This window comes from Planococcus donghaensis (assembly GCF_001687665.2).
Taxonomy (GTDB): Bacteria; Bacillota; Bacilli; order Bacillales_A; family Planococcaceae; genus Planococcus; species Planococcus donghaensis.
The window spans coordinates 2,518,382-2,532,554 of the sequence record NZ_CP016543.2 but is presented as its reverse complement, the minus strand read 5'-3'; the positions used below and the strand labels follow the sequence as shown (position 1 = coordinate 2,532,554).

Annotated in this window: 5 protein-coding genes; 4 read left to right on the top strand and 1 reads right to left on the bottom strand. The window is 40.2% G+C overall.

Features of this window, described 5'->3' with window-relative positions; translation table 11 throughout:
* The first annotated feature begins 148 nt into the window (after positions 1-148).
* Positions 149-5,113, top strand: a complete 4,965-nt coding sequence (locus BCM40_RS12575) for an Ig-like domain-containing protein (protein ID WP_156851295.1) — start codon at positions 149-151, stop codon at positions 5,111-5,113.
* 457 nt (positions 5,114-5,570) lie between these two features.
* Positions 5,571-6,374, top strand: coding sequence for a BA5345 family protein (locus tag BCM40_RS12570; RefSeq protein WP_065525607.1), 804 nt, complete (start codon positions 5,571-5,573; stop codon positions 6,372-6,374).
* Between the two features lie 262 nt (positions 6,375-6,636).
* Here BCM40_RS12570 and BCM40_RS16635 read toward each other — a convergent pair whose 3' ends face one another.
* On the bottom strand, positions 6,637-7,140 hold the full coding sequence (locus BCM40_RS16635; protein ID WP_420330051.1) for a TM2 domain-containing protein: 504 nt from the start codon (positions 7,138-7,140) through the stop codon (positions 6,637-6,639).
* A gap of 322 nt (positions 7,141-7,462) precedes the next feature.
* Here BCM40_RS16635 and BCM40_RS12560 point away from each other — a divergent pair, with 322 nt between their 5' ends.
* Positions 7,463-7,978 (top strand): hypothetical protein, encoded by a 516-nt coding sequence (locus tag BCM40_RS12560; protein ID WP_065525608.1) that lies wholly within the window; start codon positions 7,463-7,465, stop codon positions 7,976-7,978.
* 504 nt (positions 7,979-8,482) lie between these two features.
* A complete protein-coding gene (locus BCM40_RS12550; protein WP_065527669.1) occupies positions 8,483-14,023 on the top strand; it encodes a pullulanase in 5,541 nt (1,846 codons plus the stop codon).
* The last annotated feature ends 150 nt before the right edge of the window (positions 14,024-14,173 follow it).

The following is a 14,173-nucleotide window of genomic DNA, read 5'->3' as shown; positions in this document are numbered from 1 at the left end:
TTTACATTAAAATTTAAAATGTAAATTAAAGGAATAATTATGAATTTTTAAGTAAATTCTAATTTTATTCTGGAATTAAAGTCGTATTATTATCCAATCATTAAAAAAAGTTGAGGAAAGGTTTGGTAGTGTGGTTAAAAAGTCTCGAATGAAGAAAGGGCTTACTTTGTTAGTAATGTCCTCGCTAGTAGTACAGTTAGGAACTGGAGCTGTGCCAGTGCACGCTGAAAGTGGAAAAAGTGTAGTTAGTGAAGAGCAAGGAGAAGTTATCGATTCAGGAGAAGTGAAAGTGGCGTCTACGGCAACTGATTATACCGTGACCACTGAAAATGAGTCTTGGTCGAACAAAACGATCGATGGTGATTTATACATTGGCCCGAATTCGGTGGTGACCATTGAAGGGAATGTGACTGTCACAGGAAATGTATATGTTTATGGAACGCTTTTCAGCTATGGAGGATTGACAGTAGAAGGTACGTTGAATGCCAGAATGAATAGTTACTCTGACGAACCGGAATTGAATAAGGGAACTTTCGCAATGAATGGTGAACCCAATTCAATTAACTTAACTAACTTGTTGCAGCAGGATGGTTATGATGTTCCTTTCGTTGTAAACAACATGGAACGCGAAAATGGAGATGTAATAATAAAAGGAAAAACATTGCCATTCATGAATATGTCGTTATTTAGGGAAGCCGTTCCTATTGAAGCGGATGGATCGTTCTCGGTTAGAGTTCAGGAAGAAGTTTTGAATGATGTTCAATTTAGAGTAGAAGATGTTTTCGGAAATACTGCAGCTAAATATACGACCAATTTCACCGTTGCACATAAAAGTTTCGATAAAGTACAAGTAACATGGGATACAGTTAATGATGCAAAAGAGTACGCATTATACATAGATGGACAATTAAAAGAGACGGTTTCAGGCGATACAACTTCCTATACGTTTGAAAATCTTGACGAAGGTACAAAATATGAACTGGGAATCGCTGCAGTCGGCCCACATTATTATGCAGGTGATATCAAGAGAATAAATGTAATAACTCTAATGTCAGAGTCAGTAATAGATGCTGATCCTGTATACGAAAATTCGACTACCGTAACTGGGCGAGCATTACCAGGTGCTAATATCGAACTACTCCTCGGAGGTTCAAAGCGTATTGGCTCAGGAAGGGCATATGATGATGGAAGGTTCTTTGTTTCCATGGATCCTGGAGAAGTCTATTCAGGAGCAACGATAAATGTGGTGACAAGTACTGAATTTGTTAGAACTGGGTTAGTAGCAGTTATTGTTCAAGAAGGAACAGCTCCGATTAAACCAACAGTCTATTCTGTAACTGACAAAGATGTTGTGATTAGAGGACGAGCTGAAGAATATGCCGAAATTACGGTGAAAGTTGGGGACAAAGTAATTGCGGAAGGAACAGTTGATGAAAATGGAAATTTTTCCATTGCTATTCCGAAACAGCAAGCAGGAAGCAAGTTGTCTCTTGTTTCAACCAATACATCGGGGAATGTCAGTGAAGCGACAGAAATCACGGTAAGAGATGTGACGCCTCCAGAAAGACCTGTGGTCGATAAAGTAACAGATGGATCAACTTCAGTGACCGGAACAGCCGAAGCTGGTGCAGTGATATCAGTTAAAGCAAATACTATTAAAATCGGCACAGCAACAGTAGACCAAGAAGGCAATTATGCGGTATCAATTCCTAAACAACAAGTTGGTACACGTCTAGAAATTACAGTGGCTGATAAAGTTGGTTATATCAGTCAAGCGACAGTGATAAGGGTTTTAGATGCGACTGCGCCAGAAGTTCCAACGGTCAACGAAGAAACAGATCAATCAACTGATTATACCGTGACTACTGAAAACGAATCATGGTCGAACAAAACGATTGATGGCGATTTATACATTGGTTCCAACTCTTTGGTAACCATTGATGGTAACGTGACTGTCACAGGAAACGTATATGTTTATGGAACGCTTGCCAGTTATGGTGGACTAACAATAGAAGGTACATTGAATGCTAGAGGCGAAGGGTACAGCGAGGAACCCACATTTATTCAAGGCAGATTTCAAAAAATAGTAGGGGGGGAATCCAACTCAATTAACTTAACGAACTTGTTATGGCAGGATGGTTATGAGGTTCCATTCGTTGTAAACAACAAGAAACAGGAAAATGGAGATATAGTAATAGAAGGAAAAACATTGCCATTCATGGATATGAAGTTATTTGAGGAATGGACTCCGATTAAAGAAGATGGAACATTTAAAGTTACAGTTCAAGAAGAAAATTTTGATGATGTTCAATTTATTTTAAACGATGCTTTCGGAAATACTGCAACTAAATATACGACAAATTTCACCGTTGCGGAAAAGAGCTTCAATGAAGTGCAAGTAACATGGGATACGGATACTGATGCAAAAGAGTACGCATTATACATTGATGGCCAATTAAGAGAAACGGTTTCAGCAGATAAAACTTCCTATACATTTGAAAACCTAGATGAAGGTGAAAAATATGAACTGGGAATCGCTACAATCGATACTCATAATAATCAAAGTGATATCAAGAAATTAAGTGTGATCACGCTAATTTCAGAGCCGGAAATAGATCCATTATATGGAATGACGAACACTGTAACAGGGCGAGCGTTTCCGGGTACTAAAATCGAACTTTTACTGGGGGGGGAGATGACTCTTGGCTCAGGACAGACAGGCGATGATGGGAGATTTTCTGTTTCATCAAGATCAGTCGGTCCAAGAGTACCGATAGATGTTATGGCGTATACTGGAATTGTTCGAACTGGATTAGTAACAGTTATTGTTCAAGAAGGAACAGCTCCGATTAAACCTACAGTCGACCCGGTAACTGACAAAGATGTCATGATTAGCGGAACCGCTGAAGAAAATGCCGAAATTAAGGTGAAACTTGATGGCAAAGTAATTGCGGAAGGCAAAGCTGATGACAATGGAAATTATTCCATTGCTATTCCGAAACAGCAAGCAGGAAGCAAACTGACTATCACTTCAACCAATACATCAGGGAATACGAGTCAAGCAACAGAAATAATAGTAAGTGATGTGACAGCTCCAGAAAAACCTGTGGTTGATAAAGTAACAAATGGTTCAACTTCAGTGACCGGAACAGCTGAAGCCGGTGCAGTAGTAACTGTTAAGGCAGATACTATTGAAATCGGCACAGCAACAGTAGACCAAGAAGGCAATTATGCGGTATCAATTCCTACACAACAAGTCGGTGCACAACTAGAAATCACAGTAGCTGATAAAGCTGGAAACATCAGTGAAGCGACACACGTAACGGTTTTAGATGTAACGGCACCGGCATTACCGACAGTGACAGAAGTGACGGATAAATCGACAGAGATAAAAGGATCTGCGGAAGCGAACGCTACTATTAGTGTTAAAGTTGAAGACACAGAAATTGGCACAGCAACAGCAAACAAAGATGGAGAGTTTGTTGTCGCGATTGCCAAACAACAAGCTGGTACAAAACTAAGTATTACTGCAACAGATCTAGCCGGTAATGTGAGTGAAGTTAAAACAGTAATGGTTGTAGATGTCACAGCACCTGACGCGCCAACAGTTGATAAAGTTACCGACAACTCAACAATTGTTACAGGATCAGGAGAAGTGGATGCTTTGATTACTATTAAAGTGGATGATTCTGAATTGGCGACGACAACTGTTTCTTCAGAAGGCAAGTATAGAGCGACAATCTCAGCTCAAAAAGCGGGAACAAAAATTCAAGTAACCGCAACAGATGCTGCAGGGAATACAAGTGAGACAACAGAAGTGACAGTGGTGGATGAATCAGCACCAAAAGTTCCGACTGTCAACGAAGTAACAGATCAGTCGACGGTGATTACAGGAAATGCCGAGGCGGAATCGCTTGTTTCGGTTACTGCAGACAACAGCGAATTGGCAACAGCGACAGCTGACGCTGATGGCAAATTCTCTATTGAAATTGCGAAACAACAGGCTGGCACAAAATTAACGATTACTGCAACAGATGCTGTAGGAAACATCAGTTCTGCAAAAGAAGTAGTGGTTCTAGATGTAACAGCACCAAATGCGCCAACTGTAAGTGAAGTAACAGAACAATCAACCATTGTTACAGGTGCAGCTGAAGTTGCTTCACAAGTAACTGTTAAAGTTGACGATAAAGAAATTGCTACAACTACAGTAAGTGGTGATGGAAACTATTCAGTTACGATTCCAAAACAAAAAGCAGGAACAGTCCTATCAATTACTGCGACAGACAAAGCTGGAAATAAGAGTTCAGCAACAGAAGTCGTTGTGACAGATGGAACAGCTCCAGCAATTGAGCTAGAAAGCAAAGTAACACAATATTCCACACGAATTATTGGAACGGCAGAAGCTGATGCTACGATTACTGTAGAAAATAAAGACAGCACAATCGGTACGGCCACAGCTGACGCAAAAGGCAAGTACGAAGTAGAAATAAAGAAACAAAAAGTTGGTACGAAGTTATCGATTATTGCTACAGATGCAGCTGGAAATAACAGTGAAGTGATTTTAGTTACAGTAGAAGATGGCAACTACCCCGATTTGAAGCTATCTCACTGGGCATTAGATAAAATCATGTATTTAGCAGACGAAAAAATCATCGGTGGCTATCCGGATGGTGGCTTCCAACCAGAAAAGAACACAACACGCGCAGAAGCCGCGAAAATGTTAGCAATCGCACTCGACTTGCCAATAGAAGATGTTCCTTCGGGTTATAAGGACGTTTCAGATAAGCATTGGGGCAAAAACTACATTGCAGCGGTTTCAAAAGCAGGGTTGTTTACTGGAAATCCAGACGGTACGTTTGCACCAAATGATGGGTTAAAACGTGCCGAAATGGCGAAGATCATCAGCATTGCATACGAATTAGACGCAAGTGATAAAAACCATTTTAGCGATGTGAAAGCGGGACATTGGTCGAAAGGCTATATCTCAGGACTATTTGAGAATGGTATTACTACTGGCTACCCGGATAAAACTTTCCAACCAGGTGAACCAACAACTAGAGCTGAGTATTCTGTATTCTTGGCGAGAGCTAAGAATGAAGAGTTTCGTAATTAGGAATTTAAAAGTAATAGTAGAGAGCCTCTTCCATATGGGAGAGGCTTTTTCTTTAGAAAACTCTTAGAGCAATTAGGGCAGAAAAGAGAAGTTGTGTTCTTAGAATAGAGGATAACTGCGTACAAGAATCTAATTTCAATGCAATCGATTGGATTCGTTTTTGCAGTCTAGTAGCTTTTAATAACTCGACTAAATCGATTTTTTCTAAAGTCTGAGCCCTATATATTAAAAGGGGTTTTTTAGCTAAAGCAATCGAAACATAGCATACAAGATTGAATCCTATTCCTTCATTATTAGTTAATGTATAAAGTGGAAAATAGAGATGGATAAAAATTCATATGCGAAAAATGGTATTTTGATTATAATGATAATAATATATCTTGGTAGCTAGTAAGAAGAGGAGAGTAATCGAATTATTTAGGTTCGTACAACGTTGAAATGAAAGGAGTCGGTTAAGGTGCAGATAGACTTCAAGTATATTTTAAGGTATGGATTACCTGGATGGTTTTTATGTATTACGCTTATTACTAACTTTTGCTTAATCAACAATATTGGTTTTACGATGTTGTTTTCTGGAGAATATGCAGCTATTCTTAGCATGTTAGCAGGGCTATTGATCTTTGGGGTGCCAATTGGCTATGTATTGAATCGTCTAGGTGTTTTTTTGTGGGTGTGTAAAGTAAAAGAAAAAGAGTATTTTAAAGCAGAAATGGCTGTTGATGAAGTTCTAAAGAAAGATGATTTCTTAAGAGCACGTTATCGATATTTACTTACTGTTCTAAATGGTGCACAAACGCTCTGTATAGCCGCTACTTTTGCATTTATATTAAATATGGGAGTTACTGCTTATGGCTTTTTTATGCTAGCAAATACAATTGAAAATGGTTACGAAACTGAAATCATAGAGGAAACTACTACAACGACATTACTAACAGAAACAGTTGATTCTGGAGAGATCATTACAACTACAGAGACTACAAGTACTGAACCGGTTGTAAAGACAGTAAGTCTCAGTGAGTTCGAAAAAGACATAAATGAAATTTTCATGGGAATATCCGTTATATTATGCTTAGTGTTGCTTAGTTCTATATTCATCTTCTACTCTACAGCGGAGTATCACGAACGATATTTGGATTGCTTTATAGAATATAATGTCTTAAAAACTAGACCAACTTACGTTAATACGACCACCATCCAAAAAGCGCGTGTGGGAATGGATAAGTTGTTCTTAGCACTTTCAAAGATGTTCTCTTCTAAATAAACCATCGTATTAGCTTAGAATAACGGGCAAGCGATAAACTTGAGTTCAGAAATATTAAAGTGGGTAATCAAAGGGTGCGTCTCCGGCTAAGTAGAGAATGCAACACTAGGCATATTTGGAAGACACTTTTCAGGAGGTAAACCAACAATAAGAGTCGAGATATTCTATGTTCTTGGCGGGAGCTAAGAATAAGCAATACAAAGAGCGACCTTCCGATTTTTCGGAGGTCGCTTCTATATTGCTTAGAATCTAGCACAATGTATTATGCTCTGTATCCTTTATCATACTGTCTAGCAAAGCTTTCATCAGACAATATCAAGTATCGTATTCCTTCGATTAGTCCGATTATTGCTGGAATGTATGTCCAGAAAAATATGAAGTAAATTATACCTTGAAACCAATTTCCTAAATAGAATTTATGAACTCCAAATGTGCCGAGTATAATAGCGAGTAACCCTGCAATTAATTTACTCTTAGTAAAAAACGGAATAGCCGCTGCGCCGCTGCCTACACTTGAAGACGAGCTAGAAGCACCACCGCCGCCACCTCCACCGCCAGCATTCATAAATACCATTGGTTGTTGAGACTTTCCGCTGTCTTCTAATTTTTCGAGCTTTCTTTTATTGTCTTCAAATATTTCATCAACGCATTTTTTACATGTGTTTTTACCTTTTAGTTCAGTATTACAGTTCGCACAAATAAATTTACCACATGATACACAAGTTCCTATTGATTGTGCATCGTCGTGAACGTAACAATTACTCATTATGATTCATCTCCTTTTCTTATGTAGCTATTATTAAGTGTGAAAAACGCAAAGATAACAAATTAATGATATAAATAACGAAAAGTTAAATGGTTATTTAGTTACATATAAGTATAGCCATAAAGTCCCCGAATGTATATGGACTATTTATAAAATATTCCATTTATGGATTTCGTGTATAACACTATTTAACTTAATAGCAAGATAGTTTAGCTTCTTTAAATTGCTATTAAAGTTAGAATCTCTTTCATTCCACTTATGGGAAATAAACCCACACAGTAGTATAATAAAGCTATGAAAGTATAAAGGAGCGATCAAAGCTTTGATAAGAAAAGTTATTATAGCAGTACCATTCCTAACACTAGTCGGACTCGGAGTAATCATTACTTTGATTAATATGGATGATGCGGATGACTTAGTCGTCCAAGAAGATCTAATCGAAGTGGTTGCATCTGAGAAGCTGGAAATGTCAGAACACAATCCATTCAACCCAAAATATAAGGGAAATCAAAAAATGGAAAGCTCATTCGACGGAACGGTGGAAGGGTTTTTAACTGAAATTCATATCGTATGGACAGAGTTTGAGGGAGAAGAGAAATACGATCATTCGGCAAGTTCTTCAAGTTATGGACTCGTGGCTTCAGTTGTTTCAGAAGTAAATTACCTTGAACCGCAAATAGCAGATGAATGGATGTGGAAGTTTGACGAACTTCGAGAAACTGCGCATCAATTGACAAGTCCTGTAATGGGACTAGATTATGCAGAGCGAGTAAGCTTAATACATGAGTTTGAGGAAGATTTGAATAAGTTGTACCAGGAGTTTGTTCTTCAATCGTAATTTTTTTAAAAAAACTGTTTCATATAGTTAGGTTAAACTGCATCTCTCGAGGTGCAGTTTTTTGATTTTGGAAGAAATCTCGATAAAAAAAGAAAAAGTTCAGGTAAAGAAGCAAAAAATTCATGTAAGAGCTGCGAACACCCGGGTTAAAAAGAAAAAACTTCATGTAAGGATCACAAACACCCGGGTTAAAAAGAAAAAACTTCATGTAAGGATCACAAACACCCGGGTTAAAACAAATTCCCCCAAAATACCCAATTCACATTTTCTGTTGCTGTTTACAAAAACTTGATGTAAAATTACCAGTAATAATTTGAAAACGCTTACAATTCTGAATTTATTCAGCCAGAAGCCATCGCTCATCAAAAGACATAAGCGATTTCGCCCTTTTGTGCAATCGTTTGCACAAAAGTTAGAAAAGGATGTCTCACTCAAAAAAGGAGGATGTATTGTCAATCTACAGGCTATTCTAAAGCAAATAGAAGAGGAGATGACAGCGTGAAGATGAGCAAGAAATGGAAGCAGAAATTTTTAATGGTGTTGGCATTATTGCTAGTTATGGGTACGTGGACGCCGTTTGTTCAAGTTCAACCGGTACAGGCTGAAGATACGACAGCGACGACTGATCGAGAAGTGCGTTTGTCTTATATTCGTGCGGATCAAACGTACGGAGACTGGAATATTTGGGCGTGGAACACAGGCAGAGTTAATGATCAAATCAATTTTGAGTCGTATGACGGTGGGGTCGCTGTCGCTCATATTGCGGTGGCGCCAGAAACGAAGGAATTTGGATTTGTTTTGCGCAGTACCGAAGATTGGAATACAGCCCAAAAAGAATTTGGAGATCGCTTTATCCAGGTGAATAAAAATGATTCTTTGACAAAAGCTTTTGTCACGAGTGGAAAAGAACAGATTCGCATTGTACCTGATGGGTCGGCGCCTGTTATTGATAACGGAGACGCCATGTTTTATTACCGAGACAAAGAGCTTTTCGAAGCGGACGCGATGAATACAATTGAAAAAGTGGAGTTGCAGTTTGATGGCGAGGAGCATGAAATGACGTATGAACCGGAAAATGAGCGGTTTGTGTTTTTAGCAAATGATATTCCGACGGGTGAACATACTTATACATACCTCGTGACAAAAGCGGGTGTGACAACGGAAGTAACGGATCCTTACAATACGGTGGACGGTGTGTCGACGCTTGTATTTAATCAAGCGGATTTGGCGGTGAGCGGCACCGTAGCACCCGCAGCCATCGATTCCAATCAAAACGCGGTGTTGTCTGTTGATATTAGAGGGATAACCGAGGACGTGAAGATTTCAAAAATTGTTGCGGATACTTCTCTTTTAGGTGGATCTGCTCAACTAGAAATTGATCCGACGTTAAAAGAAATTTCGATTGCCGTTGACGATGATATAGCGGCAGGTTTAAAGGCGATTCCGTTAACGGTGACGGATTCTTATGGCAATTTGTATAAAGGAACGGCAGAAGTAGAAGTGAAAACAAGGCAGTCGGTCGGAGAAGGGGATTTTGACTGGGACGAGTCTGTAATTTATTTTATGTTAACAGATCGATTTTTTGATGGGGATACGTCTAATAACGACCCTTACGATTTAAATTACGATAAGGAGTCGCGTGGTACGTACCAAGGCGGCGATTTTAAAGGCATTACAAACAAACTGGATTATTTAGATGAGCTTGGTGTTAATACAATTTGGATTAGTCCGGTTGTGGAAAACATTAAATACGATGTTCGTTATTACGAAACGTCAGAACCGTATTATGGCTATCACGGTTACTGGGCAAATAATTTTGGAGAGTTAAATCCGCATTTTGGCACGATGGAAGAGTTTCATAACCTGATCGACGGGGCACACGACCGCAACATGAAAATTATGGTCGATGTGGTGGTCAACCATACAGGATACGGCTTAAAAGAAATTGACGGTTCGATTACCAATCAACCCGCGGGCTATCCGTCAGATGCCGACCGGGCAAGATTTAGTGATTTGCTTCGTCAAGGCGCGAACGTAGGTACAGATGAAGTGGTTGGTGAATTAGCGGGACTTCCAGACTTTATCACGGAAGATCCAAACGTTCGCGAACAAATTATTGATTGGCAAACCGATTGGATTGAAAAAGCGACGACAGAAAACGGCAATACGATTGATTATTTCCGTGTGGATACGGTAAAACACGTAGAAGATGCTACGTGGATGCAGTTTAAAAATGCTTTAACGGAAAAAATGCCGGAATTTAAAATGATCGGTGAAGCTTGGGGAGCTAAAGTGGACAATACGTTAGGCTACCTTGAAACGGGCACGATGGATTCACTATTAGACTTTGGTTTTAAAGAAACGGCTCGGTCATTTGTTAACGGCAGTTTAGAAGCGGCTAATGCGTCTCTTACTGCACGAAACACGAAATTGGATAATACGGCAACACTCGGGCAGTTTTTAGGAAGCCATGACGAAGAAGGGTTCCTCTATTCACTTGCTGGAGATAAAGGAAAGTTACAAGTCGCAGCCACTCTTCAAGCAACAGCAAAAGGACAACCTGTGATTTATTACGGAGAAGAGCTTGGCCAAACAGGAGCTAATAATTATCCGCAATACGATAATCGTTATGATTTTGCGTGGGATCAAGTGGAAGGCAATGAAATTTTAGCGCATTACACCAAAATTTTAAACTTTAGAGAAGATTATTCGAAAGTGTTTGCGAAGGGTGAACGCACGCTTGTTGGAGGATCTGATAAAGATCAATTTCTCTTGTTTTCTCGTGACTACCAAGATCAAAAAGTTTACGTTGGCTTAAACGTAGCAGAAGAAAGTAAAGCGGTGACATTAACCTTGGATTCTGCAGACGCTGTTGTTACCGATGCCTATTCGGGTACGGAATATACAGCCACAGCAGGAAAAGTAAATGTAACTCTTCCAGGAAAAGCAGATGGCGGAACAGTTTTGTTGACGGTTAATGAGGGCAATATTACCGGTGTCGCGAAAGACAACGGTGACGTAGTGGTCGAACCAGTACCGGAAAACAATATCCGCATTCACTATAAGCGCGAAGACAATGTCTATAAAAACTACGGGGCATGGCTATGGAATGATGTTGCATCTCCTTCTGCAAACTGGCCAGTAGGGGCGACGATGTTCGAGAAAACCGATAGTTACGGAGCTTATATTGATGTGCCATTAGCTGACGGAGCGAAAAATATCGGCTTTCTTGTGATGGATATTACCGCGGGTGATGCGGGCAAAGATGGTGGAGATAAAGGCTTTACGATTTCTTCGCCACAAGCAAATGAAATTTGGATCAAGCAAGGTTCGGACAAAGTATATACGTACGAACCGGTAGATTTGCCAGCAAACACAGTCCGTATTCATTACACGCGTGATGCGGTAGATTACGATGACTTTGGCATATGGAATTGGGGCGATGTTGCGTCTCCTTCAGATGGCTGGCCAACAGGCGCGGTCGATTTTGACGGCACAGATCGTTACGGCGCCTATGCAGATATAGAGTTAACAGAAGCTGCAAAAGAAATAGGCTTTTTAGTGGTCAATGAAAAAACGCAAGAAAAAGATGCAGGCGATAAATCATTCAACTTGTTGGATAAATTCAATCACTTATGGATCAAACAAGGAGACGATACGGTGTACGTTTCTCCTTACGATGAAGTCGCATCAGGTCTTGGGTCGGCTGAAGTGGTTTCTGAAAACACACTTCTTTTAAGGTTTAACAGCACAGACGGCTTAACTTCTGAAAAATTAGTAGCCGGGTTAGCGATTCAAGATGCGGACGGCGCAACTGTTGGAGTAGAAACAGCAAAAATTACAGGAGACAAAACCGTCGAAGTTACAGCGCAATTTAATTTAGACAAATTGCCACTGTCCGTTACGTATGCCGGCAGAACGGTGTTAGCTACTACCGGGTGGAGAATGTTGGATAAGGCATTTGCTTATGACGGCGATGACCTCGGTGCAACGTATAAAAAAGGTCATGCGACATTAAAATTATGGGCGCCAAAAGCAAGCAAAGTTGTCGCGAATTTCTACGATAAAAAAGATGCGACGACGTTACTTGGCAGTATCGAATTATCACTTGGCGATCAAGGTGTTTGGTCAAAAGACATTGCACCAAGTGAGTTGGGTGTGAAAGATTTAAAAGGGTATTACTATCAATACGAAGTTACAAATGACGGCGTTACGAAAAAAGTGTTAGATCCGTACGCCAAATCGATGGCGGCGTTTACGGTAAATACAAAAGGTGAAGCAGGTCCAGACGGAGACAAAGTAGGGAAAGCCGCGATTGTCGATTTGAGCGGGACAGACCCGAAAGGTTTCAGTCATGCATCAATTGACGGCTATGAAAAACGAGAAGATGCCGTGATTTACGAAGTGCATATTCGCGACTTTACCGCAGATCCTTCTATTGAAAAGAAATTGAAATCGAGATGGGGATCGTACACGGCGTTTATCGACAAATTGGATTACATTAAATCGCTAGGCGTTACCCATGTTCAATTGCTGCCAGTGATGGCTTGGTATTTTGGCGATGAAACGAAAATGGGTGAAAGAGAGCAAAGCTATTCAGCTCTTGGCAATGAATACAACTGGGGCTATGATCCGCACAATTACTTCTCACCAGATGGTGCGTATTCACAAGACGCGACCGATCCGGAATTGCGCGTCAAAGAACTAAAAGCATTGATCGATGCCATTCACGATGCGGACATGGGCGTTGTGTTGGATGTGGTTTATACGCATACGGCACAAACGAGTTTATTGAACGACATCGTGCCAGGTTATTACGCATACCAAGATGATAAAGGCAACTTCCTTGGCGGATTTGGCAACAACTTAGCAACAAGCCATACGATGGCTGAAAAGCTTATGGTCGACTCTGTAAAGTATTGGTTTGACGAATACAAAATTGATGGCATGCGTTTTGATATGATGGGCGACGCTACGTATCCATCTATACAAAACGCCTACAATGCAGCAGCTGCCATCAATCCAGACGCGTTATTTATTGGAGAAGGTTGGCGAACATTTGCTGGGCATATCGCAGACCCAGACCTTGCTGGAATGGGCGCTGATCAAGATTGGATGGACAAAACAGATGACGTAGGCGTCTTTTCAGACGAAATGCGAAATGAACTAAAATCTGGTTTTGGTTCTGAAGGCGAACCGCGATTTATCACAGGTGGGGCACGTAATGTTGCGACGATTTTCAATAACATTAAAGGCCAGCCATCCAATACGGCCGCTGACAATCCGGGCGACATGGTTCAATACATCGCCGCACACGACAATTTACCGCTTTATGACGTGATTGCGCAATCGATTAAAAAAAATCCAGCAATCCCTGAAAACAATCTCGAAATTCACAAACGCATTCGCTTCGGAAACTCGCTCGTGTTAACGTCTCAAGGAACCGCGTTTATCCATGCTGGCCAAGAATACGGCCGCACAAAGCAATGGTTTGGCGAAGGCGTCCCTGAACAAAAATACCACGAATTAAAAGATGAAGCGGGCAAATCATTCGGCTACTTTATCCATGATTCGTATGATTCTTCCGATGCCATCAATCAGTTTGATTGGCAAAAAGCAACAAACAAAAAAGCCTTTGCCGTTAACAACACAACGCGCACCTACACAGAAGGCTTGATCGAGTTAAGAAAATCGACTAACGCTTTCCGTCTAGGAGAAAAAGAACTAGTGGACAAAAACGTCTCGCTACTGAACATTCCGGAAATGAAAGATTCCGACTTAGTCATTGCGTACGAAAATAAATCCACCGACAACACCGGAAATTACTACGTCTTCGTCAATGCGGACAACAAAGCCCGTACGTTTACATTAGGCGACTATGATTTCTCAAACGGAGAAATTGTTGTAGATAATGACGAAGCAGGAGCTAAAAAAGTCTCGAAACCATCCGGCTTTACGTTATCAAAAGAAAAATTAAAAGTTGATCCGTTGACGACGATTGTCATTAAAGTGGAGGAGAAAAAGAAGAAAAAAGACAAGCGTTAAGATGAATATCTTGCCAATTGGGAAGTCCCAAATTGGCAAGATATTTTTTTGGAACTAATAAATGTATAGTTATTTGGCTAGATTTTCCGCAATATAAAGATAGATTTTCACTATCCTACACCAAAAATGTAAGTAAATTACAACTTTATA